This is a genomic window from Hyalangium sp. (assembly GCF_045802625.1).
Lineage (GTDB): Bacteria > Myxococcota > Myxococcia > Myxococcales > Myxococcaceae > Hyalangium.
On the sequence record NZ_JBJMQP010000036.1, the window covers coordinates 1 to 25,322 of the forward strand.

At 69.7% G+C, this 25,322-nt stretch carries 17 protein-coding genes; 12 read left to right on the forward strand and 5 right to left on the reverse strand.

Annotation, left to right across the window (positions count from 1 at the left end):
* Positions 1 to 34: 34 nt before the first annotated feature.
* The 3 genes from ACJ8AT_RS05665 to ACJ8AT_RS05675 are packed head-to-tail and all read left to right on the forward strand — an operon-like array spanning position 35 to position 3,344.
* Complete coding sequence (locus ACJ8AT_RS05665; protein ID WP_407736617.1) at positions 35 to 787, forward strand: hypothetical protein; 753 nt, start codon at positions 35 to 37, stop codon at positions 785 to 787.
* Positions 784 to 1,818, forward strand: coding sequence for a hypothetical protein (locus tag ACJ8AT_RS05670; protein WP_407736580.1), 1,035 nt, complete (start codon positions 784 to 786; stop codon positions 1,816 to 1,818). The genes ACJ8AT_RS05665 and ACJ8AT_RS05670 overlap by 4 nt, the downstream gene beginning before the upstream one ends.
* Positions 1,819 to 1,850: 32 nt before the next feature.
* Entirely contained in the window at positions 1,851 to 3,344 is a 1,494-nt protein-coding gene (locus ACJ8AT_RS05675; RefSeq protein ID WP_407736581.1) for a DUF4215 domain-containing protein, read from the forward strand.
* Positions 3,345 to 3,439: 95 nt separating this feature from the next.
* Here ACJ8AT_RS05675 and ACJ8AT_RS05680 read toward each other — a convergent pair whose 3' ends face one another.
* From ACJ8AT_RS05680 to ACJ8AT_RS05690, 3 genes are all read right to left on the reverse strand, one after another.
* Positions 3,440 to 4,879 carry a glutamine synthetase family protein gene (locus ACJ8AT_RS05680; RefSeq protein ID WP_407736582.1) on the reverse strand — a complete coding sequence of 480 codons (1,440 nt, stop codon included), beginning with the start codon at positions 4,877 to 4,879 and terminating at the stop codon, positions 3,440 to 3,442.
* A gap of 247 nt (positions 4,880 to 5,126) precedes the next feature.
* Positions 5,127 to 7,973, reverse strand: a complete 2,847-nt coding sequence (locus tag ACJ8AT_RS05685) for a DUF6851 domain-containing protein (protein WP_407736583.1) — start codon at positions 7,971 to 7,973, stop codon at positions 5,127 to 5,129.
* A 41-nt stretch (positions 7,974 to 8,014) separates the two neighbouring features.
* Positions 8,015 to 8,545: a hypothetical protein gene (locus ACJ8AT_RS05690; protein ID WP_407736584.1), complete on the reverse strand. Its 531-nt coding sequence runs from the start codon at positions 8,543 to 8,545 to the stop codon at positions 8,015 to 8,017.
* Between the two features lie 400 nt (positions 8,546 to 8,945).
* Here ACJ8AT_RS05690 and ACJ8AT_RS05695 point away from each other — a divergent pair, with 400 nt between their 5' ends.
* The 9 genes from ACJ8AT_RS05695 to ACJ8AT_RS05735 all read left to right on the forward strand — a co-directional run bounded on the left by ACJ8AT_RS05695 (position 8,946) and on the right by ACJ8AT_RS05735 (position 22,373).
* Entirely contained in the window at positions 8,946 to 10,931 is a 1,986-nt protein-coding gene (locus ACJ8AT_RS05695; protein WP_407736585.1) for an ATP-binding protein, read from the forward strand.
* 198 nt (positions 10,932 to 11,129) lie between these two features.
* Complete coding sequence (locus tag ACJ8AT_RS05700; protein WP_407736586.1) at positions 11,130 to 11,507, forward strand: response regulator; 378 nt, start codon at positions 11,130 to 11,132, stop codon at positions 11,505 to 11,507.
* 2 nt (positions 11,508 to 11,509) lie between these two features.
* The gene (locus ACJ8AT_RS05705; RefSeq protein WP_407736618.1) at positions 11,510 to 13,552 is read left to right on the forward strand and encodes a chemotaxis protein CheA; all 2,043 of its coding nucleotides are present in this window, start codon (positions 11,510 to 11,512) and stop codon (positions 13,550 to 13,552) included.
* Positions 13,549 to 13,986 (forward strand): chemotaxis protein CheW, encoded by a 438-nt coding sequence (locus tag ACJ8AT_RS05710; protein ID WP_407736587.1) that lies wholly within the window; start codon positions 13,549 to 13,551, stop codon positions 13,984 to 13,986. Before ACJ8AT_RS05705 ends, ACJ8AT_RS05710 begins: the two co-directional genes overlap by 4 nt.
* Entirely contained in the window at positions 13,976 to 16,522 is a 2,547-nt protein-coding gene (locus tag ACJ8AT_RS05715; RefSeq protein WP_407736588.1) for a methyl-accepting chemotaxis protein, read from the forward strand. The genes ACJ8AT_RS05710 and ACJ8AT_RS05715 overlap by 11 nt, the downstream gene beginning before the upstream one ends.
* Positions 16,519 to 18,873, forward strand: coding sequence for a HEAT repeat domain-containing protein (locus ACJ8AT_RS05720; RefSeq protein WP_407736589.1), 2,355 nt, complete (start codon positions 16,519 to 16,521; stop codon positions 18,871 to 18,873). Before ACJ8AT_RS05715 ends, ACJ8AT_RS05720 begins: the two co-directional genes overlap by 4 nt.
* Complete coding sequence (locus ACJ8AT_RS05725; protein WP_407736590.1) at positions 18,849 to 19,697, forward strand: CheR family methyltransferase; 849 nt, start codon at positions 18,849 to 18,851, stop codon at positions 19,695 to 19,697. The genes ACJ8AT_RS05720 and ACJ8AT_RS05725 overlap by 25 nt, the downstream gene beginning before the upstream one ends.
* Positions 19,694 to 20,731 carry a chemotaxis-specific protein-glutamate methyltransferase CheB gene (gene cheB / locus ACJ8AT_RS05730; RefSeq protein ID WP_407736591.1) on the forward strand — a complete coding sequence of 346 codons (1,038 nt, stop codon included), beginning with the start codon at positions 19,694 to 19,696 and terminating at the stop codon, positions 20,729 to 20,731. The genes ACJ8AT_RS05725 and cheB overlap by 4 nt, the downstream gene beginning before the upstream one ends.
* Positions 20,732 to 20,984: 253 nt before the next feature.
* A complete protein-coding gene (locus tag ACJ8AT_RS05735; protein ID WP_407736592.1) occupies positions 20,985 to 22,373 on the forward strand; it encodes an MFS transporter in 1,389 nt (462 codons plus the stop codon).
* Between the two features lie 34 nt (positions 22,374 to 22,407).
* Here ACJ8AT_RS05735 and ACJ8AT_RS05740 read toward each other — a convergent pair whose 3' ends face one another.
* Both ACJ8AT_RS05740 and ACJ8AT_RS05745 read right to left on the reverse strand, forming a co-directional pair.
* Positions 22,408 to 24,390 carry an acyl-CoA-binding domain-containing protein gene (locus ACJ8AT_RS05740; protein WP_407736593.1) on the reverse strand — a complete coding sequence of 661 codons (1,983 nt, stop codon included), beginning with the start codon at positions 24,388 to 24,390 and terminating at the stop codon, positions 22,408 to 22,410.
* An 81-nt stretch (positions 24,391 to 24,471) separates the two neighbouring features.
* Positions 24,472 to 25,125: a dihydrofolate reductase family protein gene (locus ACJ8AT_RS05745; RefSeq protein WP_407736594.1), complete on the reverse strand. Its 654-nt coding sequence runs from the start codon at positions 25,123 to 25,125 to the stop codon at positions 24,472 to 24,474.
* Between the last annotated feature and the right edge of the window lie 197 nt (positions 25,126 to 25,322).

The window sequence follows — 25,322 nt, forward strand, 5'->3', positions numbered from 1 at the left end:
GGTGCAGACCGGGGGCAGCGCTGGCGGGGCCACCGTGGAGATCGTCCACGAGTCGCTCATCCACAGCTGGCCCACGCTGCGCCGCTGGTTGGACGAGGGCCAGGAGGACACGGCCTTCCTGGAGCAGCTGCGCGTGGCGGCCCGGCAGTGGCAGGCCAAGGAGCGAGACAGCGATCTGCTGTGGCGCGGCGAGCTGGTGGAGGAGGCGCAGCGCTTCCAGCGCCGCTACCGAGGGGAACTGCCCCGGATGCAGCAGGACTTCCTGGCGGCGGTGTTCGCGCTGGCGGCCAGGGACACCCGGCGCAAGCGGACGCTGGCCGTGGGCGCCATGGTGTTCCTGGGCCTGCTGGTGGCGGCCTCCTCGGTGGCGCTGCTGATCATCCGTGAGTCCAAGCAGGAGGCGGTGCGCCAAAAGCAGGAGGCGGTGCGCCAAGCCGAGGCCGCGCAGCTCGCAGAGGCCGAGCAACGCAAAGCCAAGGACGAGGCTGAGCGCAACCTGGCCGAGGCGCAGGCCAAGGAGCAGCAGCGGCGGGAGGCCCTGGAGAATGCAGTAAGGGCCAAAGCAGAGGCGGAGAGCGCCAAAGAGAGACTCTCTGCTGCCCTGCTGCAAGAGAATGCCGCATTGAGAAAGTCCAAGCGCGATGAGATTCGCGCGAAGAAAGAGAAGATCCGCGCGGACAAGAGCGCGGAAGAACTTCGCCGAGAGGTGGAGGAAAAGGAAAAACGTCTCAAAAAGGCCCTCGGCGAAAGCTCCTTGATCGAAGTCCTGAATGGAGGCACCCGATGAGACGGCTGATCAAGGAACTCGTCGGTCCTTATCTGGCGCTCGCGCTGCTGTGGCTGAGTGCGAGCCCGTCGAACGCACAGACAACCCAGCTCCTGACCGGCGAGGGCTTCTTCTGGAGCCACACCGCCTCCAAGCAGAATCAGGAGAACGCTCAGCGGATATTGGAGGATGGCAACAAGCTGATGAAGCAATTTGCCTACGCGGACGCGGAGGCGATGTATCACAAGTCATTGGAGTATTGGGACCATCCAGGCACTCACTACAACCTGGCGCTGGCGCTGATCCAGATGAACCGCCCCCTCGAGCTGTATGAGCAGCTGGAGAAGGCCCTGAAAGGCGGCGAAGCGGCGCTGGGACCCCAGAAATACCAGCATGCTCTCTTCCACAAGCAGCAACTGGAAAACCAGCTGGCCCGGGTGGAGTTTACGTGTGACGCCCCGGGCGCCATCGTGATGATGAACGGTCTGCCGGTAGCGCTGGCCAACGGGCATTACACGGGATTGATGCACCCGGGGCCCGTCATCTTTTCGGTCAGCGCGGAGGGCTATCAGCGCCGGGAAAAGACGGTCGCCCTCTCGGCGGGGAAGATTCATCGCCTATCTCTCAAGCTCTACAAGCCTGACGAGCTCCTGGAGTACGAGCCCCGATGGACGCCTTGGCTTTCCAGGACAGTGATGGGAGTGGGAGGAGCTCTCGCCGCGGGCGGCGGGCTCCTCTACTGGCAGACCCGTCAGGGTTACCACTCCTTTGATACCCACGTCGTTGACTGCTCGAGAGGGGCGGTGGACGGGGGCTGCCGCGAGCCAGAGTTGGCCTCCAGACGCAGCCGGTTGGAGACACTCAACAAGGTGTCCTTCGGGACGATAGCCGCGGGAGGGGCGGCCCTCGTGACTGGCACGGCGCTGATCTTCCTGAACCGCGACCAGGTCCATCGGCTCGATCCAGACGAACTCGATCGCAGACAGGGGCTGATGGTCATGCCCGTGCTCGGTCGAGACGTGAACGGTGTCGTCCTCACCCTTCAGTACTGAGGTTCCCGATGAGACGCGAAAACCCCATTCCCGTGGTGATTTCTCGTTCCGTGGCGCTCTGGTGGGCGCTCCTGATGATTCCGCTGGCCTCCTGCCTCGAACTGGGGAGCAAGAAGTGCGTGGATGGGCTCGAATGCCCTGAAGGGACGCGCTGCGCCGCCAACGAGGCGGTGTGCATCTCCACCTCCTGTGGCGATGGCGAAGTCCAGGCCGACGAGCAGTGCGACGACGGCAACCTCCGCGACGGAGATGGCTGCAGCCATGACTGCAGATCGGATGAGCGCTGCGGCAACGGCAAGGTGGATCAGGCCGTGGGAGAGGCCTGCGACGACGGCAACAACGTGAGCGGCGACGGCTGCAGCGCGGATTGCCGCTCCAATGAGCTGTGCGGCAACGGCAAGGTGGATCAGGCCGCGGGAGAGGTCTGCGACGACGGCAACAAGAAGGACGGAGACGGCTGTAGCGCGGACTGCCGCTCCATGGAGGAGTGTGGCAACCGGATCGTCGACCTCGCCGTGGGGGAGACGTGCGACGACGGCAACACGCAGGATGGTGACGGCTGCGACGCCAACTGCAGCTCGGGCTCGGGTTGTGGCAATGGCGTCCTCAGCTCCAACGAGGAGTGCGATGACGGAAACGCCGACGACAACGACGACTGCCGTCAGTGTCTCGTGGCCCGGTGTGGTGATGGAGTGGTCGATTCGAAGGGCAGCAAATACCACGAGGAGTGCGACACCCAGGGCGAGTCCGCCAGCTGCAACTTCAACTGCACCGCCGCTCGGTGCGGTGATGGAATTGTGAACGTCACCGCCCACGAGCAGTGCGACACCGGAGGCGAGACCGGCACCTGCAACGCCAACTGCACGGTGGCGCGCTGTGGAGACGGCGTCCTCAACACGAGCGCGGGAGAGCAGTGCGACGACGGGGCCAATAATGGTCACGGTAGTTGTCTCGACAACTGCAAGTGGAGCGCGTCATGTGGCGACCATCATCTCCAATCCTGGGAAGCCTGCGATGATGGCAACAGGGATGCCTGCGGTACCTGTGGTGCCTCCTGTCAGGAGTATCATTATGCGCAGGCGACCGGGACCATTACCGCTGTGGAGGGCAAATCCATTCACGGTGGAGAGACGTTCACCGTCAGTGACGGTGTCCACCCTTCAAAGGTCTTTGAGTTCGACAAGGATGGTCGCGTCGAGCCCGGGAACGTGGCCGTCTTCATCACCGAGAGGTACAGCGCCAACGACGTGGCCAATGCCATCCGGTCGGCCGTCTACAATGCGCCCGGCCTCTCCATGGATGTGGATTGGGCCAGCTCTCCCACGGTGAGGCTCACGAACGGTACGAAAACCCCCAGGGCTGGCAGCTTCGGCAACCAGCGTATCGTCGAGACGGTCGACAACGACGGCTTCAAGGTGGAGGGCATGTATGGCGGCAGTGCCAGCGATTGCCCGGCAGGCACGGGGTGCGTGTATGGCGAGGACTGTGCCTCGGGCAACTGCACGAACGGAGTCTGCATCCACTGAAGCGCCCTGACTCCGCGCTCCCACGCTGAAAGCACAAGGGCCGCCCTCCCTCGGGAGAGTGGCGGCCCTCGTCACATCAGCTCAGCACTGACGGGTTAGAACTGGTTCCAGAGGTACTGGTTGGTCACCTCGTGGTGGAACTGGATCTCCGCCGTCTTCACGCGGGTGCCCAGCTGCTTCGGGCAGCGCTCGGCCGAGGCCTGCTTCAGCTCCGCGTACTTGCCCTGCACGTTCTCACCCAGCGCCTGCGCCACGAACTGGCTGCCCTTGAACAGGCGGATGGCGTCGAAGATGTTGTCCGGCAGGAAGCGCGTGCGGCTGCGCTTGCTCTCCGCGTCCTCCTGCGGCTGCGGCCCCTCCAGGCCCGTCTTCAGCAGCGTGTAGAGCACCATGTACGGGTTGGCGTCCGGCGCCACCGAGCGGCACTCGATGCGCGCGCTGCGCTCGTTGCCGAAGGGGATACGCACCATGGCCCCGCGGTTGTTCGGGCTGGCCTTGATCTGGTTGGGCGCCTCGTAGTGCGGATCCAACCGGCGGTACGCGTTGACGCTCGAGTTGAGCGCCAGGCAGATGTCGTTGGCGTTGTTCAGGATGCGGTCCAGGAAGTCCCAGCCCAGCTGGCTCAGGCCATCCTGCCCGTTCTTGTCGTGGAACAGGTTCTTGCCGCCCTTGGACAGCGACATGTTCATGTGCATGCCGTTGCCGTTCACGCCCGTCACCGGCTTGGGCAGGAAGCTGGCCGTCAGGTCCATCTGCGCCGCCACCTGCCGGCACAGCAGCTTGTAGAGCTGGATCTGATCCGCCGAGATGAGGGCCTCGCTGTACGAGAAGTTCATCTCGAACTGGCTGGGCGCCACCTCCGGGTGGTCCTTCTCGTTCTGGAAGCCCATGGCGCGCTGGGCCTCGGCGGCCTTGTCGATGAAGGAGCGCAGCGCGTCACCCGGCAGCGAGTGGTAGTAGCCGCCCGTGGAGACGAACTCGAGCTTGCCCGTCTCGTGGTAGTGGCGCTCGGCGTCGCGGCCCTTGAAGAGGAAGCCCTCGATCTCCGGCGCCGCGTGGAACACCGTGCCGTCCTTCTGGTACATCTGCTCGGTGATGCGCTTGAGCAGGCCGCGCATGTCCGAGTGGTACGGGGTGCCGTCGCGCTCGAGCACCTCGCTGAACATCAGCACCTTGCCGGGCCCGAAGATGTCCGAGGGCAGCCAGTAGAAGGACGGCCAGTCCAGGTTGAGGCGCAAGTCACTCTCGGCCTGCGCCGAGAAGCCGCGGATGGACGAGCCGTCGAAGGTGAGGTTGTCCGAGCTCTTGAGGAGGAACTTCTTGTCGTAGTCCAGCATGTGCAGCCGACCCTCGAGATCGGTGAAGCACACGGTGACCGCCTTGATGCGCTTCTCGTCGGTCAGGTACTTGATGCGCTCCTCGCGCAGCTTGTCCGGAGACTCGCGCCGCAGGCGCTGCTCCTTCACCCGGAGGTTCATCCCCTCCAGCTCGTCGTACGGAATCTCCAGGAAGTCGCGCAGCCCCTTCGTCTCCATGTATGTGCCTCCAGGCGGCCCCCTCGCTGTTTCCAGATCAGGGGCGAAAATCTGCGGCGCCATGTATTTGCACTTCGTGTCCTGGAATCAAGCTTAAAGTCATAGAGACTTATTGTAAACGTTCGCTTCTTTGTTCTGTAGGGCTGCATGCGACCTGGACTGACCCGCTGAAGGGCTCCCGCACGCCCGGTAGTGAACACGCGGACGGGGGGAGCCCTGGGGGCTTGCCTGATTTCCAGGGATTGGGTCAGGGCACGGCGGTGCCGTCGAAGAAGTGGCGGGCGCGTTCCACGGCGGCCAGTCCCACCTTCTGCCCCAGCCGGCGTCCCACGAAGTCATCCGGCTCCACGTGGATGCCGCCCCAGAGCCGGGACTGTCCCGCCTGATCCGCAGCGTCATAGTAGGTGGCCCACTGCAAGCGCACCTCGGAGGTGGGGCCTCGCTCGAAGCCGAGGGAGGTGTCGCGGGCGGCGACGTGCTCGCCCAGGCCGCCCGGGAAGGACGCGCTGCCGGTGAGCGCCGCGAGCACCTCGGCCCCGGCCCGGCTGAAGGTGCTGTGGCCGGAGATGAAGCCCGGGAAGGCCGGCGTCACGAAGGTGCGGAGCTGGTAGGGCATCCACTCGACGGCTCTCACCCAGCCCGAGCCGCTCGCCTCGTGCAGCTTGTCGGCCGGCTCTCCGCGCCAGGCGTGCACCGCCACCTGCCCTTGGAAGCGTGCCAGGTGGGCGTGCCGGGCGCCGGGGGCGGAGCTCTCGGCGGTGATCAGCTCGATGAGCCCCGGCACCAGCGGCAGGCCCGCCGGGTTGTAGGAGGGAGCGCTCGGATCCGACGACTGCCCGAGCCCGCCCATGTAGCGGATCAGCGTGATGGGACGGACGGTGGTGAAGGCGCGTTTGATCTCCCAGGCGGTGATGGCCGCGTCATGCACGGCGCCGTTGAGCGCCAGGTACACCTTCACGTCCCACTCGAGCGCGTCCACCGGCGGGCCCGCGCCGAACAGGCGCCGCGAGAACCCCGGCGAGTCCGCGACCTGGTTGGCGATGACGTTCCAGTGGCCCGGTGGCGTCTCGGACTTCGGGCCGTCCGCCCAGAACTCGGCCAGCACGCGCCCGAAGTCCTCGCGCTTCACGAGGTTGGGGGCGTAGGGCTGGCCAGTGACGGGGTTGAGCGCGCGGCCCGTGCCATCGTTGGCGCCCACGCTGTTGTTGCCGAGCGCTCCGGGAGAGATGTCCACCAGCGATTCATCGCCCAGCCAGCTCGACTTCTGGATCACCTCCACCGCGTGGTCGCGCAGCTCGGCGCCGAACGTGGGCGCGGGGCCTGGATCCAGGTACAGCCCGCCGCTGGTGGGCCGCACCAGCGCGAACGGCGTCACGCGTCCCCAGTGCGCGCCGATGTAGCCCTGCACGCCCGCCGTGACGTCGATGCCATTCTGCGTGACGGCCACCGCGAGGTTGAGCGGCTGCCAGACCGAGGGATCCGACACCGTCGCCCCGGGATCCTCGACCACCAGGGGAGGATTCACCGCCGTGAAGCCCGTGGTGTCCTTGTAGTCCTGCTGCTCGTTGGCCCCATCATCCGCGCCGAAGCTGATCAGCGTCTGGCCGATGCGGTTGCCCAGCGCCCGAGGGCTGTCTCCCACCGTGTTCGTGTCATCCGGGTCGTACCCCAGCTTCTGCATGAAGGCGCGGAAGCACGCCTTGGAGGTCGCGCCTCCCGTCGCCTGGGAGTAGCGGTGCAGGAGCACGCTGTAGGCGGCGTAGCTCAGCGTCTCGGCGCGAGCGGCGGCCACGTCCGCGGCGGTGTGCTTCTCGCGCACGAAGAGGCCGTCCGCGGTGGCGTCATACGCGGCCCACGCGTCCCACATGGCGGCGGACACATGGTAGAGGTTGCGCGCGTGCACCGTGGGGCGGGGAACGTCCCGGCGGATGGCGCCGAGGAGCTGCTCGTCCCACCGGCGCGCGATGGAGCCAGCGGGGACTGGATCCACCTGCTCCGCTGGACAGCTCGCCGGGGGAGTCTCGGGGATGATCGAGGGCGGGACGGCGGGCACCTCGGGGCCGCGTTGCAGGAGGGCTCCGTTGTTGAGGCCGCTCGACAGCACGTTGCCGCCCACCGCCCACACGCCTCCCGCTGGATCCACCCAGCTCGCGTGGAGCGACTGCACGTCGAGCTGCAGGCCGTGGTCCACGTGCTCCCACTGGCCCTTCACCCGGCGGAACATCTCTCCGCGGAAGCCGGTGGCCCAGCCGGTGCCGTCCGGAGCGATGGCCACGCCTTGCAAGAGCGGGCTCCCGTCCGGAGTCCGGTCCTCGAACTGCCCGGAGGCGTTCAGCTCGAGCAGCACGCCCTGGCCCTCGCCTCCGACGACGACCACCGTGTCGCCCGCGCCGTGCACGGTGAAGAGCCGGCTCGTGGTGCCAGTGGGGAGCAGCTCGAAGGCCCCGCCCGAGCGCGAGCGCAGCACCACGCCGGAGGCTCCCACCACGTACACGTCTCCCTGGCCGTTGCCCCACACCTTGAAGAGGCCGGGGAGGTCTCCGTCCGGCGTGCGGGGCATGGTCGCGTAGGGCAGCTCGACGTTGCTCCACCGTGTCCCGTCGTAGTGCCACACGAAGCCGCCTCGGCCGGAGGCGCTGCCCACCGCGTACACGTCATCCGGCCGCGAGCCCCACAGGCCATATACGATGTGCCGAGCCAGCCCCGGCGTGCTCATCCGGGTGAACTGGCCGTTCTCGTAGCGCAGGATGGTGGAGGACGCTCCCGCCAGCATCACCGGGCCCTGCTCGAAGGCGTGCACCCACCACAGATCTCCGCGGTATCCCGTGGCCAGCTCCTGCCAGGCCGTCCCGTCGTAGTGCAGCACCAGGGGGCCTCGTCCACGGTCCGCCCCGACGGCCCAGATGTCCGAGCGCGAGCGGCCCGAGATCGACAGCAGCGCCTCGCGGCGCGACTGAGCCACGACGCTCCAGGAGGGCTCGGGCTCCGGCGGCGGTTTCGGGTCGGGGCACGCGCTCAGCAGAACGCCCAGCAGCAGGGCCAGCCCTCCGCCGAGTGTTCTCGAGGTCAGGGGTGGAGATGAGTCTTCATGCATGACACGGCCCTCCTTGGGCGTGCGGGGTGGAGCAACCGCTCTCAGGGGCTGGGCTGCCACTGCAGGGGACCGGTCCGCGAGTCGGTGACCTTCTCCCCGGACGCGGACTGCACGGTGGCTGTCAGCCGCACAGTCTGGCCCACGGGCGGAGTGCCGGACAGGACGAGCTGCAGGCCTGTCAGCTCGGCGGGCGCTTCCGGATCGCCGCCGGGCGAGAAGGACAGGCGCACTCGGTAGTCCTGGGACACCTTCTTCCCGGTGTCGACGTTCGTCAGGGCCAGCTCCACGGTGGTGGACAGGGGCGAGAGCTCCCAGGCTCGCAGCGACACGAGCGTCATCTGGCCGCCTTGGTAGCCCTGCTGCACGAACAGGGGAGCTCCCTCGGTGATGGGTGTGAACGACGCTCCCTGGCCCAGCTCCAGGCGGAAGGTCGGCGAGGGCGGCTCGGGATCCGGATCCGGAGTGGGGCCCGGACAACCGGGCAAGGCCAGGGCCAGCGCGAGCGCCAGTGCCACGCATGGCCAGCGTGTCACGGCTCCGCCGCGCGTGTCGGCCATCGGGTGGGGGGTCATGGGACTTGCTCCAAGGGCGCCACCGCGAAGCTCTCTTCAGTGAGGAGCGCCGCCGGCCAGCGCCCAGGCTCTCACGGTGGGGACGGAGGACGTGGCCTCCGGATGGGAGCGCGAGCGTATGTGCCAGGGTGCCGCGCGAGCAAGCCGCCACCTTGTACCGGAAGCTCAAGCGGTAGGGCGCCCTGGCGCGAGACCGCGAGCCGAAGGGCCTCCCTGCAGAGTCCTCCAGGGATCGGGCGAGGCGGCGCTCCAACCTCCGGTCCGGCGTGCGTTTTGTGTTGCAACTTTCAACACATGCCGGAATGGCGTCTTGACTCGATGGCATCGATGCCGACACTTGGCCCCTTCCATTCTGGAAGAGGGCCTCCCCCATGCCCGTGCATCCCGCTCGTACACCTTGATGAAGCCCCTCCTCCTCCTTATTTCGGGCTCGCCGCATGTTCGAGCGCTCCAGACCCTCGCGCTCGAGAGCCAGGGCTGGCAGGTGCATGAGGCGGAGACAGTCTCGGCCATCACCGCCTGGGGCCCCCGGCCCGATGCCATTGTCCTGGAAGCGAGCGCGCCCCTCGACGGCCTGGCCTCCGAGGATGCGCCACGCCGTGCGCTGGAGGCCCTGGGCGTTCCCCTGCTGGTCATCGCCTCCGCGGCGGAGCAGGAGCGGCTGAACCGGCAGAAGCTCCAGGCCCTCTTCCTGGGGCACCCGCTCTCCCTCGGGGCGCTGGTGGAGGCCGTCCGCGCCGTGCTGCCGCCCGGGGCCCAGGCCATCGAGGGCCTGCACCGTCCTACCATCCTGATTGCCGATGATGATCCCGTCTCGCGCAAGCTGCTCCAGCTGCTGCTCGCGCCCTTCCGCTTCGATGTGGTGATGGCTCACGACGGAGCGGCCGCGCTGGAGCTGGCGCGGCGGCGGCAGCCGGATGCCGTGCTCGCCGACGTGCTGATGCCTCGGCTGGATGGCTTCCGGCTGTGTCTGACGCTGCGCAAGGAGCCTCGGCTGGCCCATGTGCCCGTCCTCCTCACGCACCTCGACGCTCCGAATGAGCTGGACCTGCGCATGGCGCAGAACGTGGGCGCCAACGGCTTCGTGCGCCGCACCCAGGAGGGAGATGAAATCCTGGGCTCGCTCCTGCGAGAGCTGCGCCACGGGGGCTTCGTCGCCGCCGCCTCGGAGCCGAGCCCCTCGGTGGACGAGCACCTGCACGGCATGGTCCGGCGGCTGGAGCGCCAGGTGGGGCTGCTGACCCAGGCCGAGCGCGCCGTGAGCGAGAGCGAGGAGCGCTACCGGCTCATCGTCGCCGGCTCCTACGATGGAGTGTGGGACTGGGATCTGCGCCGCCGCACGTTCTGGTGCAGCCCGCGCCTGCTGGAGATGCTCGGGCTGCCACCGGAGGTCTTCCTGGGCACCTACGAGGGCTTCGTCGAGCGGCTGCACCCCGAGGATCGCGACGCCGTGGTCAATGCCCTGTCCCTGCACCTGGAGCAGGGCACGCCGTATGATGTCGCCTTCCGGCTGCGTCACGCCGAGGGCGGCTACCGCGCCTGCGTGAGCCGGGGACGGGCCCTGCGCGATGCCGCGGGCCGGCCCATCCGCATGGCGGGCATCATCGATGACGTCACCGAGCGGCTGCGCCTGCTGCGCGAGACACAGGAGGCCGTCCGCACGCGCGACGAGTTCCTCAGCGTGGCGGCCCACGAGCTGCGTACACCACTGACGGCGCTGCGGCTGCGGCTCCAAGGGGTGAGCACGACGCTGCTGGAGGACAGGCCCTGGACGCCGGAGCGGCTCACCCAGACCCTGGCCACCGCGGACCGGCAGATCGAACGGCTCGCCAGCCTCGTGGACACCTTGCTGGACGTGTCCCAGCTCCAGAGCCAGGCGCCGCGGCTGGAGCTGGAGGACGTGGACCTGGCGCAGGTGGTGCGCGAGGCGGTGGCCCGCTCGGAGCAAGAGGCCGCGCGGGCCGGCTGTCACCTGGTGGTGAACCCCATGCCCAGCACCCCGGGACGGTGGGACCGCGTGCGGATGGCGCAGGTGGTGAAGCACCTGCTGGCCAATGCGATGAAGTTCGGCCCGGGCAAGCCCGTGGAGGTGGCGCTCGAGTCCCAGTCGAACACGGCGGTGCTGCAGGTGCGCGACCACGGAATCGGCATCGCCCCCGAGCGGGTAGAGGGCCTCTTCCAGCGCTTCGAGCGGGCTGTCTCCGCGCGGCACTATGGCGGGCTGGGGCTGGGGCTGTACCGGGTGCGCCGCATCGTCGAGGCCCATGGCGGCGCGGTGACGGTGGACAGCGTGCCGGGCCAGGGCGCCACCTTCCGTGTCCACCTGCCGCGGGGGGGAGCGACCGTGGACAGGGACAGGGACCTCCGGCCGCCCGCGCAGGCCTGAGCAGACGGGCGCTACCCAGGCTGCTCGCACCTGGAGCAGGTGGAGTTCATGGGCGCGAGGTACGAGCGCCGCTACATCCTTGTACAGCTCACGCTCCGGAATGTCGCCCACTGGGCGATGCAGTGGTAGCTCGGCGGGTAGAACCTTTTTCTCCCGTGGAATCCCTCTAGGTTCGCCGGTCGTTTCCAGAGGACTTTCATGCCTGAGGTACTCGTCGTCGATGACAGCAAGGTGATGCGGGACATGGTGGTGGCCTGCCTGCGGCCCTACCCGGATCTCACCTTCACCCATGCCTCCAGCGGCCTGGAGGCCATCGAGCGGCTGTCGCTCAAGCCGTATGATCTCATCGTCCTCGACCTGAACATGCCGGATATTGGCGGCATCGAGGTGGTCGAGTTCGTTCGCGGCCAGGACACGCTGCGCCACCTGCCCATCGTCATCGTCACCACCCGAGGTGACGAGGCGTCGCGCACCCGGGCGCTCTCGGCGGGCGCGGACCGCTTCATGACCAAGCCCTTCACCCCCGACTCCATCCTCTCCGAAGTGAAAGGACTGCTGGAGAGGGGGCGCGGTTGAGCGTGGACCTGGCGGACTTCCTCCCCGCCTACCTCGCCGAGGTGGAGGAGCTGCTCGGAGCTGCCCACACCCACCTGCTAGCGCTGGAGACGGCGGCGAGGCAGCGCTCCGCCAGCCCGCGCACCGTGCGCGAGCTGTTTCGCGCCCTGCACACCATCAAGGGCCTGTCGGCGATGATCGACGTGGAGCCCATCGTCTCCCTCTCCCACTGGATGGAGACGGCCCTGCGTCACGCCGATCAGGCGGGCGGGAGGCTGCCCGAGGCCAGCATCGAGCCGATGATGGAGGGCCTGCGCGCCATCGAGCAGCGGGTGCGTCAGCTCGCCACGGGCAAGCCGGTCTCCACCGTCCCCAAGGAGCTGCTGGAGCGGCTGGAGGCCTTGGAGCCCAGTCCCCAGGGACGTGCCGGCCGGCCGGCCGCCGAGATGCTGGAGCTGGAGCCCGCGCTGGCCTCGAAGCTCTCCCTGTCCGAGCAGGAGCAGCTGCTCGCGGGAGTGAGCTCCGGCCGGCGGGCGATCCGGCTGGACTACGTGCCCTCCGCCGAGCGGGCCTCCCAGGGGCTCACCATCAACACCGTGCGCGAGCGCCTGGGGCAGCTCGCGGAGATCGTCAAGGTCGTCCCCGTGGCAGGCCCCGCCACGGGCGGAGGCAACCTCACCTTCGCGCTGCTGCTGCTCACGAACGCGGAGGATGCGGCGTTGCTCGACGCGGTGGGAGGCCCTCCCGCCCAGGTGAAGCACCTGTCGTCCGCTCCCGCCGAGCCCCCTCCCGCGCCAGCGGCCTCCGCTGAGCCCCTCGGGCTGGAGGACGAAGGTCCCTCCGTGGAGTCCCGCCGCAACGGGGTGCTGCGCGTGGAGGTGCCCCGCCTGGATGATGCGCTGGAGCGGCTGGCCGCGCTCGTCGTCAACCGCTCGAAGCTGGCGCACGCCGTGGCGAAGCTCACCGCGGCGGGGGCTCCCACGCGCGAGCTGCTCCAGGTGCTCCAGGAGAATGCGCGCCAGCTGAGGGATCTGCGTGCCGCCATCCTTCACCTGCGCATGGTGCGCATGGGCGATGTGCTGGAGCGGATGCCGCTGCTGGTCCGAGGCTTGCGCCGCGCCACTGGCAAGCAGGTGCGGCTGGTGCAGGAGGTGGGCGACGCGGAGCTGGACAAGGCGGTGGCGGATCGGCTGCTGCCCGCGCTCGTCCATCTGGTGCGCAACGCGGTGGATCACGCCCTCGAGCGCCCCGAGGAGCGCCGCGCCGCGGGCAAGCCCGAGGAAGGGGTGGTGCGCCTGGCCTGCCATGCGCGCACCAGCACGCGGCTGGAGCTGAGCGTGAGCGATGACGGACGAGGCGTGGATGCCGCCTCCGTGGCCGCGCGCGCGGGAGTGCCCGTGCCGGAATCCTCCGCCGAGCTGCTGGAGCTGATGTGCCGCCCCGGCCTCTCCACCCGCGAGTCCGCGGACGCCACCAGCGGGCGTGGCATGGGCATGGACATCGTCAAGCGCATCATCGTGGATCAGCTCGGCGGCGAGCTGAGCCTGGAAACGCGGCCCGGCCAGGGCACCACGTTCATCCTCAGTGTGCCGCTGACCATCACCATCGTGGACGCGTTCGTCTTCGAGTGCGCCGCCATGCGCTACGCCGTGGCCGTGAGCGCGGTGGAGGAGATCATCGAGGTGGACTCCACCCGCCTCATCCGCCCGCCCGGGCTCGCGGACGGCGGGGTGACGATGGTGGAGCGCCGCGGGCAGGCCGTCCCGCTCGTGGCGCTGGAGCGGCTGCTGAGCCGGGACTCCGGACGCGAGGGGCTGGGGCCCAAGGCGCTCATCGTCCGGCAGCGCGGCGCGCCCGTGGCCTTCGCCGTCGACCGGCTGCTGGGCCAGCAGGAGATCGTCCTGCGTCCTCTCGAGGATCCACTCGTCCGGGTGCCAGGGGTGTCGGGGGCCACGGACCTGGGAGATGGGCTGCCCACGCTCGTGCTGGATCTGCCCGCGCTGGGCGCCACGCGCGGAGGGGCTTCGCGAACCGAGCGCTGGGTGCAGAGAGGGGGCGTGGCATGAGCACGCTGCATGTCGTGTTCAAGGTGGCTGGGGCCGAGTACGCCATCCCCGCCTCCGAGGTGTTGCAGATGGAGTCCTTCACCGGCGCCACGCCCGTGCCAGGAGCGCCCGCTCATGTGGCGGGGCTGGTGCAGGTGCGCGGCCGGGTGGTGCCGGTGGTGGACGCGCGGACGCGCTTCGGCATGCCGCCGGGGGAGCGGACGCTGGACTCGCGCGTGGTGGTGGGCCAGCTCGGCTCGCGCACCGTGGGGCTGCTGGTGGACAGCGCCCGAGAGGTGATGAAGCTGGCGCCTGATCAGATCCAACCGCCGCCTCCGATGGTGGCGGATCAGGCCCGAGGTTTCGTGAAGGCCGTGGCCCAGATTGGCCCGCGGCTGGTGATGCTCATCGATTTTTCCCGCGTCATTGGGGAGGAGAAGGCTCATGGCGACTGAGAACATGGTTGGCACGCCGGGCGTGGAGGATGCGCGGGTGCTCGCGGAGAGCGCCTCCCGCTCGGTGCAGGAGAGCGCCGGGGTGTTGCAGGGCGTGGAGCAGCTCGCCACGCGGCTGGCGGCCAGCGGCAACGAGCAGGCCGCCGCCAGCGAGCAGGTGCGCGCCTCCATCGAGTCCGTGGCCGCCAGCGTGGAGGAGACGGCCGTCTCGGTGCAAGCGCTGGTGCGCTCGCAGCGCTCGGTGAGCGAGTCCGCCCGAGGCGTGCAGCAGGAGTTCGAGGCCACGGCCGGGGCGCTGCAGGAGCTGAACGCCTCCATCTCCGGCGTGCGCAAGGATGCGTCCTCGCTGTCCGCCACGGCCGACAGCACCGCGGCCACCCTGGAGCAGGCCGCCCGCTCCGTGAAGGGGGTCAGCGCCAGCGCGGAGGACCTGGCCGCCGCCAGCGAGGAGCTGCTGGCGACCATGACGCAGATGAACGCCACCGTGACGGACATGGTGGCGCGCAACCAGGCCAGCGCCGCCGCCACCGAGGAGGTGGCCGCCACCATGGAGCAGATGTCCAAGGGCATCTCGCGGCTGGCCGCGGACTCCCAGGGCGTGGGCGAGCGCGTGTCCGCCGTGACGACGGCCGTGGTGGGCATTGGCAAGGGGCTGAGCGAGGTGTCCAAGGACGCCACCACCATGGCGGCCAGCGTCGAGGAGACGGCCTCCACCACCGAGGAGCTCGCGCGCTCGGTGCGCGGGGTGGCCGAGCACGCCCGGACGCTGGAGACTTCCGCCGCCGCCACCGCCTCTACCGTGACGGAGGTGGCCGCGAGCGTGGAGGAGGTGGCCGCCACCGCCGAGAAGAACGCGGCGACGGTGGATGCCAACGCCGCCACCGTGGAGCAGCTCGCCCGCTCCGCGCAGACGGTGGCCCGGGGCGCCGAGCAGATCAACTCCCTGGCCAGCGCCAGCGCCAGCGCCTCCGGCCAGCTCGAGACGGCCACGCGCCGCATCGCGCAGATGGCCGAGGAGGCCCGTGCCACCGGTGAGCGCGTGGGCACCACCGCGCGAGAGGGCGGTGCCACCGTGGCCCGCTCCATCTCCGGCTTCACCCGCATCCGCCAGTCCATCACCGAGTCCGCCGGGGTGATGAAGGAGATGGGCCGGCGCGCCGAGGAGATCGGCGACATCGTCCAGACCATCAACCTCATCGCCGACCGCACCAACCTGCTGTCGCTCAACGCCAGCATCGAGGCGGCGCGTGCGGGCGAGCACGGGCGCGGCTTCGCGGTGGTGGCCGAGGAGATCCGCGCGCTGGCGGACCGGGCGGCGGCGGCCAGCGCGGACGTGGCGAAGATCGTCCGCGGGCTGCAGAACACGGCGCGCGAGGCGGCGGCGGCCACGGGAGACGGGGTGCGCGCGGCGGACGAGGGCGCGTCACTCGCGACGGACGCGGAGCGGGCGCTCGGCTCCATCCTCAAGGGCGTGGAGGAGCTGGGGACGACGGTGCGCGAGGTGTCCCGCGCCACCAGCGAGCAGGTGCAGGCGGTGCAGAGCCTCTCGCAGGCCACCGCCCGGGTGAGCGAGCAGGGGCGCCTCATCGCCGCCTCGGCCGCGGAGCAGGCGCAGGCGTCCCAGGCCCTGGCCCAGGGCGCGGCGGAGATGCGCCGCATGGCCAAGCAGACGACTCAGGCCACGGGGGATCAGGCCCGCGCGCTGCGCGACGCGGTGCGCTCCAACGGACAGCTCGCCACGGCCGCCGAGCAGGTGTCCCGCGCGATGCAGGAGCAGGCCACGGCGGCCGGAGAGCTGGCGAAGACGGCCACGCAGATGCGCACGCTGGTGCATCAGGTGAGCTCGGCCATGGTGGCGCAGAGCAAGGAGGTGTCCGGCATGACCACGGTCGCGCAGGAGATGGCGTCGGTCACCCAGCGCAGCCTCGCCGGCCTCTCGGAGCAGGCCAAGGGGGCCGCGGAGGTGGCTCGGGCCATGGAGGACACGCGCAAGCAGGTGTCCCACGTGGCCAAGGCGGTGACCGAGCAGGGCCGCGCGGTGAAGCAGAGCGAGATGGCCGCGCGCCAGGTGGCGAAGCTGGCCACGGAGGTGACGCGCGCCACCGAGGAGCAGAGCCAGGCGCTCTCCGCGCTGACCCGCAGCGGCGAGGAGGTGCGCCGGGTGTCGAAGCAGACGGCGCGCGCGCTGGACGAGCAGGCCGAGGTGCTCTCCTCCATCACCACCACCTCCAACCGCCAGGTGTCCACCCTGGCCGCGGTGGCGCGCGCCTCCACGGAGCAGGCGAGCATGAGCGAGCAGATCGCCCGCGCGGTGGAGGACATGCGCGCCAGGTCCCGGGAGATCGCCTCCACCACGGTGCAGCAGGCGCGCGGCACGGCCACCACCGCGAGCGAGGTGCGTGAGGTGACGGCGCGGCTGACGCAGCTGTCGCGGATGCAGGGGGAGCAGGTGGAGCACCTGGCGCGGTTGAACGGACTGCTCGGAGGCGCGTGGAGGCCGGAGGGGAAGCCGGCTCGCGCGATGGAGAAGGCGTGAGGGCTCCCAGTCATCCGCTGTCCCTGTCCTCGGAGGACCGCCTCCAGGTGGAGGCGGTGGAGGCGCTCGCGCGCCGCGGGCCCACCAGCCTGGACGCGCTGCTGGCGGACCTGGACAAGCCGAGCTGGGCGGTGCGCCGGGCCGTGATTGGCGCGCTGGCGCGCATGGGCGCTCCGGCCGTGGCGCCGCTGTGCGAGCTGCTCCGTCACCGGCGCGACAACGAGGCCCGGATCGCCGCGGCCGTGGAGGCGCTGGTGGCCTCCACGGGGGAGGTGGATGACGCGGTCATCTCGCTCGGAGGGGAGTCCAGCCCCGCCGTCGTCTGTGACGCGGCCCAGGTGCTGGGCCGGCGCCGGAGCCGGCGCGCCGTGCCGCTGCTGGCGACGCTGACGGTGCACCCGGATGACAACGTCGCGGTGGCCGCCATCGAGGCGCTGGGGCGCATTGGCGGCGGCGCCGCGGTGGACGCGCTGCTGGCGGCGCTGGGCAGCGGCAACTTCTTCCGCATCTTCCCCGCGATCGACGTGCTCGGGCGCTCCGGGGATCCTTCCGTGGTGCCGTCGCTGCTGGGCCTGCTGGCGGATCCCTTCTACGCGACCGAGGCGGCGCGCGCCCTGGGGCGTACGGGCCAGGAGGCCGCGGTGCCCGCGCTGGTGGGGCTGCTCCAGCGGGGCACCGATGCGATGATGCGCGTGGCGGCGGTGGCGCTGGTGGAGATCCACGACGCGCAGGTGCAGCGCTTCGGCGGCGCGCGGGTGGTGCAGTCGGCGCTGCGCTCGCGCTCGGTCCCGGGAGACCTGGGGCGCCGGCTGGCCCGGTGTCTCTCGGGCGCGGACGCGGCGGAGAAGGCGGCCCTCTCTCGGCTGCTGGGCTGGGCGGGAGGCCCGGATGCGGCCATGGGGCTGCTGGCGCTGCTGGACGCGGAGCCGACCGTGGCGCGCGCGGCGGCCAGCGCCCTCATCGAGCTGGGCCCGGAGGCGGACGGCCCCATTCTCCAGGCCCTGCGCGAGGGAGACAGCGCGCGGCGGCTGGTGCTGTTGCCCCTGGTCGCCCGGCGCGCAGCGGCGGTGCCGGAGGTGATGCTGTGCCTGGAGGATCGAGATCCCACGGTGCGAGCCCTGGCCGCGGACACCCTCTCCCGGATTGGAGATCCCTCCGCCGTGGGTGCCCTCTTCGAGCGCCTGGGAGACGATGATCAGCGCGTGGCCCAGGCGTCCGTGGGCGCCATCCAGTCGCTCGGCAACGAGGAGACGGAGGAGCTGGCCCTGACCGCGGCGCGCTCCGCGGATCCCCGCCGCCGCCGCGCGGCCCTGCGGATCATCTCCTACTTCGGCTACTCCCGCGGGCTGGACGTGCTCCTCCAGGCCATGCGCGAGCAGGACGAGCGGCTACGGGACGCGGCCATCTACGGCCTGCCCTTCATCGATGATCCCCGCGCGGTGGACGCGCTGCTGGAGGCCTCGCGCCACGACTCCGAGCGCACGCGAGCGGCGGCCATGCGGGCCCTGGGACAGACGGAGAAGGAGGCCCGCGTCACCTCGTGTCTGCTGGGCGGGCTCAACGACAAGGATCCGTGGGTGCGCTACTACGCGTGCCAGTCCCTGGGGAAGCTGAACGAAGAGGCCGCCGCGGACGCCATCGTCGCGCTGGCCAACGACGATGCGGGCCAGGTGCGCGTGGCGGTGGTGGATGCGCTGGCCCACCTGCACACCGAGAGCGCCATGTTGGCGCTGCGTCGCGCGGCCTCGTCGGGGGACTCGGACGTGCGGCGGGCGGCGCTGCTGGGCCTGGGCGTCTCCAAGCGGCCGGATGCGCTGCCCGTGCTGATGGAGGCCGCCTCGCAGGGAGATCCAGCCACGCGGCTGGTGGCCCTCTCGGCGGTGGCCGAGTACGACACGCCCGAGACGGTGACGGCCCTGCTGCGCTCGGCGGGAGATCCGGATGAGAGCGTGCGCAGCGCGGCGGTGGGCTTCCTGGCCACCCGCGCGGGGACGGCCGCCACGCAGGCGCTCGTCTCGCTGCTGGGGGATCCGGCCTTGCGCGAGCGGGTGGTGAGCGCCCTGGCGCTGCCGGCCGAGGGACGCATCCCCGGACTGCTCACCGCGCTGGAGTCGGCGGACGAGAGTGTGGCGCCGCTGCTGGTGGCGGCCCTGGCGCGGATGCAGCGCGCGGATGCGCGGGCGGCGCTGATCAGCGCCCTCGAGTCGAGCAGCCCCGCGGGCCGGCGTGCGGCGGCGGCGGCGGTGGCGGCGCTGGGCACGGTGGAGTCTCGAGAAGCGCTGGAGCGGGCCTCCGCCCAGGATGAGGACGCGGAGGTGCGTCGTGCATGCCTCCTTGCGCTGAGCCGCTGATGCCCTCGCTACCGCTGTCTCCCCCGGTCTTCTCCATCCTCGCGACGCTCATCGAGGAGCGCGCGGGGCTGCACTATTCGCAAGAGGACCGGGAGATCCTGGCGGACAAGATCTCCGCTCGGGCGCAGGAGGCGGGGTTCGCGCGGCTCTATGACTACTGGTGCTTCCTCAAGTTCGACCCGGCTGGCACCACCGAGCTGGACGCGCTCATCGACACGCTGCTGGTCCACGAGACTTACTTCTTCCGTGATCCGTTGCCGCTGGAGGTGCTCGCGGACGAGGTGGCGCTCGCGGTGCGCGCGGGGCGTCGGCCGAGGCTCTGGTGCGCGGCGTGCGCCACGGGCGAGGAGCCCCTCACGCTGGCGATGATGCTCGACCAGCGCGGCGTGCTGGACGGGGTGGCCCTGCTGGCGAGTGACTACAGCCAGCGGGCGTTGGACCGGGCGCGCACGGGCGAGCACAACCTGCGCGCGATGCGGGCGCTGCCGGCGGGCATCGAGGGGCGGTACCTGACCGTGGTGGACGGTCGGCCGCGGGTCCGCGCGGATCTCCTCGCCGCGGTGGAGTGGCGCCGGCTGAACCTGGTGGACGCGGCGGCCATCACGGCCCTGGGCCCCTTCGACGCCATCCTCTGCCGCAACGTCCTCATCTACTTCCAGGACGAGACCGCGCGGCGCGTGGTGGACTCGCTCACGCGCGCCCTCGTGCCCGGCGGCAGCCTGCTGGTGAGCACCTCCGAGTCGCTGCTGCGCTTCGGCACCGCGCTGGTGTGCGAGGAGCGGCGCGGCGCCTTCTTCTATACCCGCCCCAAGGAGGGCCCGTGACTGCCTCCCCCATCCAGGTGCTGGTCGTGGACGACTCGGCCTTCGCGCGCAAGGTGCTGCGGCAGGTGCTCTCCGCGGCGCCGGGGATCCAGGTGGTGGACACGGCGCGGGACGGGCTGGATGCGCTGGAGAAGATCGCCGAGCTGCGCCCGGACGTGGTGACGCTGGATCTGGTGATGCCGCACCTGGATGGGCTGGGGGTGCTGAAGGCGCTGGCGGGAGTGCCCTCGCCGCGCGTGGTGGTGGTGAGCAGCGCGGGCGAGGAGAGCGAGCTGGCCATGGCCGCGCTCCAGGTGGGGGCGGTGGAGCTGGTGCACAAGCCCACGGCGCTGGCCACGGATCGGCTCTACGAGCTGGGCGCGGAGCTGGTGGCCAAGGTGCGCACGGCGGCGGGGGCGGTGGTGCGCCCGGCTGTGGAGCTACAGCCGCGGGAGAAGCGCGCTGTCCCCGTGGTAGCGGCGCCAGCGCAGCAGTTGGTGGTGGTGGGCACCTCCACGGGAGGCCCCGCCGCGCTCACCCGGCTGATCTCGGCGCTGCCAGAGGACTTCCCGGCGCCGCTGGCGCTCGCGCTGCACATCCCCGCGGGCTACACGGAGGCGCTGGCGCGGCGGCTCGACAACCAGAGCGCGCTGGAGGTGGTGGAGGCCGCGGAGGGCGTGGAGCTGAAGCCTGGGCGGGCGGTGCTGGCGCGGGCCGGCATGCACCTGCGCGTGGAGCGGGACGGGGATCAAGCTTGGACACGGCTGGATCGGGTGCCGGTCCAGGCGCCGCATCACCCCTCGGTGGACGTCCTCTTCGAGAGCGCGGCGGCGAGCTGGGGCTCGGCCACCGTGGGAGTGGTGCTCACGGGGATGGGGGATGACGGGTTGGCGGGCGCGCGCGCCATCCGTGCAGCAGGCGGGAGTGTGCTGACCGAGTCGGCCGAGTCCTGCGTGGTGTACGGCATGCCGCGCGTGGTGGTGGAAGCTGGCCTCTCCAACGCCAGCGCTCCGCTGGAGGACATGGCGGCGCTGCTCGCGCGCTACGTGCGCTGAGAAGCCAAGGGAGGCGAGTAAAGAGATCAGCGCAGGAGAATGGGATCAGCGAGTGGAAGCGGCGGCATTCGAACCCGCCGCTCGGAGCCTCTGGCGAGAGCGATCCAACCCACCTCTGCCTCCTGAGTTCCACCCCTGCGAGGCCCCGCTCGCCGCGCTCGCTGGATCTCTCCCTAGGCGCTTGCTGGAGAGCCCGGTTGAGCAGGCGCTCTCTGCCGTGGTAGGCAAGCGCGCCCCTGGACTCGGAGTGCCCATGTCCGCCGCCCCTGCCTTTGCCGACGGCTACCGCAGCCGCCGTATCCTGAACTGGATGCTGGTGGGGCTGCTCTACGCGTTCTTCTACATGACGCGGTACAACTACACCGCGCTCGGTCCCCTCCTGCTCGACGCGTTCGGGTGGACGAAGAAGGATCTCTCCTTCCTGGAGACAGCGATGCCCTTCATCTACGGGCTCTCCGTCCTGGTGAACGCGCCCCTCGCCGACAAGATCGGGGGGCGCAAGGCGTTCCTCATTGGCGCCGTGGGCGTCGTGGTGTTCAACATCCTCTTCGGGCTGTGCCATCTGCTGGTGCTCGCCCCGCCCGTCATCACGGGGGAGGGGAAGGCCCGGGTGATCGTCACCGCGGCGCAGATCGCCGGTGGGCTCACTCCCAGGCAACTGGCCTATGTGCTGTCTGGCGTGTGGGCCTGCAATGCCTACTTCCAGTCCTTCGGTGCGCTGTCGATCGTGAAGATCAACGCGCAGTGGTTCCACACCAGCGAGCGCGGGACGTTCGGCGCGATCTTCGGCGTGCTCATCCGGCTCGGGCTCGTGTTGGGCTTCTCCGTGGTGCCCTTCATCGCCTCCCTCCTGCCCTGGTACTGGGGCTTCTGGATCCCGGCTGCCGGCGTCACGCTGTTTGGGGTGCTGACGTGGGCCTACGTGGTGGAGACTCCCGAGGACGCGGGCTTTCCTCCCTTCGACACGGGAGATGCCTTGATGGGCGAGCCCGGCGAGCGCGTGGGCGTGCTCGTCGTGGTGAAGAAGGTGCTGAGCACCCGGACGATGTGGACCATCGCGCTCGCCTCGGTGATGATCGGCTTCGTGCGCCGCAGCGTGGTGGACGCCTGGTGGCCTGCCTACTTCAAGGAGGTTCACCACGTTCAGGGCAGCGACGCGCTGTACCAGGCCACCGCCTGGGGCATCGCTCTGGCGGGCATCGCCGGGGGCTTCACCCTGGGGATACTGTCGGATCGCGTGTTCCAAACCCGCCGCGCTCCTGTCGTCGTGATGGGCTTCCTGGGGATGGCGACCTGCCTGGCCCTCTTCTGGGGAGCTGACGCCCTGGCGCTCGGAGGAGTGGCGGCGTGCCTCTGCATGGCGCTGCTCTCGTTCTTCGTCAACGGCGCGCACGGCCTCATTGGTGGCGCGGCCTCCATGGACTTTGGCGGCAGGCGCGGCGCGGCGACCGCGGCCGGCCTCTTTGATGGGATGCAGTACTTCTTCGCTGCGCCGTTCACGGGCCTGCTCGTGGGCTGGATCACCCAGGACTACGGCTGGCAGGTGTGGAAGCTGTGGCCCCTGCCCTTCGCGCTGGTCGGCGCGGCGGTGATGGCCACCCTGTGGAACGTGCTGCCCCGCGGGCGGACCGCCGGGCACTGAGCGCTCTGCTCAGCGCGCGTGGAAGTGCTGGGCGTCAGAACTGGATGCTCGTGGCGATGTCGCAGAACTCCACGTGGTCCGAGCCGCTCGCGGCGCACAGCTCCGTCATCCGCGCCGCGAACCGCTGCTCGAGTCCCCGCAGAGCCTCCTTCCGCCCATGCGCGCGGCCACCCAAGTATCCTCCTTCCTTGAAGAACAGGTCGCCGTACGTCTTCACGGTGAGGTCCTTCTTGGTGATCTCATTGAGCAGGTAGTACTTCGAGCGATCGCTCAGGGTGTTGAGCGCTCCAACCCGGGTGTGGATGTGCGCCGGGTCGCGGCTCCGGTCCGCGAAGTCGATGGGCTGGCGGAGCCTGGGGTGTGTCGCCTCCGCCATCATCCCCGCGTGGAAGTGGTCGATCGAGTGCTCCATGGAGTTGCAGAGGACGTACGAGAGGACCTCGCGCATCCAGCCGTCGTCCGTCACGGCGCGCAGCTCACCCGCCAGCGTGCTCTTCTCCGGCAGGTGGGCCATCAGCCGTTCGCGGAAGACGCGGACGAAGCGCTGCTCCTCGTCATCGCTCCCCACCAGCGCCGCGACGCCCTGGACGAACGCGTCCACGGTCTCCTTCACGCGCCGCAACAAGGACCGGTAGGTCCCCACATCGCTGGCCCCGTCCACGTTGTGGAGCAGCCGCGCGTCGTCCACCTCCGTGAAGAACGGATGGTTCCTCCACCCGCTGAACATGAGCCGGGCGATCTGGAAGGCCCCGCCCAGATCGTCGAAGTCTTCCTTCTCCAGGTCGGCGGAGACGCAGAACGCGTCATAAGGTTGCTGCCGGTAGTCCGGCCAGAGCACCGAATACTCGGAGTGGAGGACGAAGGAGTTCGTCGCCAGCAGCAGGTAGGTGTGCTCCTCGAGCATCCGGGCGTAGACGGAGTGCGCACCGCACTGGCGCAGGGTGTCCTGCAGCGCTAGCGCGATGGGGGTCATCAGCGACACGTGCAACACGACGTGCCCGCCCAATCCCAGCACGTAGTCGACACCCTGCAGGGCGTACAGCTTCGCCAGATCCCAGGCGAGCCCATGGTCCGGGTGGACGACGTGAAGCGTCTTCAGCGTCTCCGGGAAGTCCACCCGGGGCGGGAAGCGCTCTACGGCGTTGATGTTCTCGAGGGCGATCGCGGTGGGGCGCAGCTCCCGGGTCGCGGGGTCCCTGACGAGGCAGATGACCGCGGGACCGAGATGGCATCCACTCTCGGGCTGGATGGGCAGGGCGTGAACGGGCGTGGTGTCGATGAGGTGGATGTCCCCGCTGTCGCCCTTCAGCCCGAACAGCTCCAGGTACGGGAGCTGCTTCGAGCGCTCCAGGGAGCTCAAGGGGAAGATGAGCTTCGAGTAGCTCATCCCGGTGAGGAAGAACTGGAACTGGGCGTCGTTGACGGGCGTGGGGGGCCGGGTCGCCCGGAGATCGATCAGATAGCGTTGCGCGATGGTGTGCTTGTAGCGGACGCCTACCTTCGAGGCGTACTCCGCCGCCATCTCCGGGGAGAGCTGATCCGGGTAGAGGGTGGTGAAGTATTCCGTCTTGAAGGGGATCAGGGATTGCCGCGCGTAGCCCTCGCGCAGCCACTGCTTGCGGTGACGTGTCTGGATGATGGTGTCGAGCAGGATCTCCTGGATCTTGGGGAGCTCGTCCTCGCCGTGGAGTTGCCGGCGCAGCCGGTGGTAGGTGGCGAGGTAGTTGCGTTGCGCGTCGGCCCGCGACATCCCCTGCAGGCTCTTCCAGAAGAGGTTCTTGATGGCGCCCTTGTCGTCGAGGGGCGTGGTGCGCTCGGAGGTATCCCCGACGGTGCCCTGCTTGTAGTGCGCGTAGAGGCTCAGCTTGTCCGTGTCCTCAAGCGCGCGGAAGTCCAGGTAGCGGATGCGGACATTGGCCACATCGAGGAACTCCGCCTCGACTTCGGAGTCGGACCAGGTGCTGAGGTCCGGGTGGCTGTTATGGGGGTGGAGCTTCTCGCGTCGGGGATCCAGCATGTGCAGTCTCGATATGTGAAGGGGTGCGGCCCGAATGGTACCCCCGGCGAGATTCCCGAGTCTTCTCCAGGTAGCGGTACTTCAGTCGCCCTCCTTGGCCAGGATCACGTGCGTGGCTTTCTCCGAAGCCGCGGTGCGCACGCAGTGGTAACCCAGCTCGCGCAGGTTCACGCCTTCGAGCAATCGCTCGCCCGCCCCCAGCAGCACAGGCGAGATCGCCAGGTGCAGCTCGTCGATCGCCTTGGCCTGCAGGTACTGGCGGATGGTGTGCGGCCCGCCGCCGATGCGCACGTCCTTGCCCGCCGCGGCCTCGCGCGCGCGGGCCAGCGCTTCATCGGCACCGCCCGTGACGAAATGGAAAACCGTACCGCCCTTCATCGCCAGCGAAGGCCGTGCGTGATGCGTCAGCACGAACACCGGCACGTGGTACGGCGGCTCGTCGCCCCACCAGCCTTTCCAGCTCTCGTCCGGCCACGCCCCGCGCACCGGCCCGAACATGTTGCGCCCCAGGATCCACGCACCGATGTTCTGGAACCCGCGCTGAGCGAACTCCTCGTCCAGGCCCGTGCTGCCGTCCTGCTGCCGCAGCACCATGCGCCGGAAGGTTCGGGTGCCGATGAACCATTGGTGCAAGTCGGAGCCGTGCACGCCCAGCGGGTTCTGCAGGCTCTGGTCGACGCCGGCGCCGAAGCCGTCGAGCGACAGGGAAAAGCTTTCAACGCGGACGCGTGCCATCGGATGCTCCTCAAATCGGGTCGCGCGAATAAAGGATGAAGCCCAGGTGCTTGGCAACCTTGTCATACAGCGCACGCCCCGCGGTGTTCGTGGTCTGCGTGTGCCAGTACACGCTCCCCAAGCGGAGGAGGCGAGCGGGAGGAGAGAGGCAGCGGCCCGGAAGGAGCGGATGAAGCAGAGGACGCCGCTCAACCCAG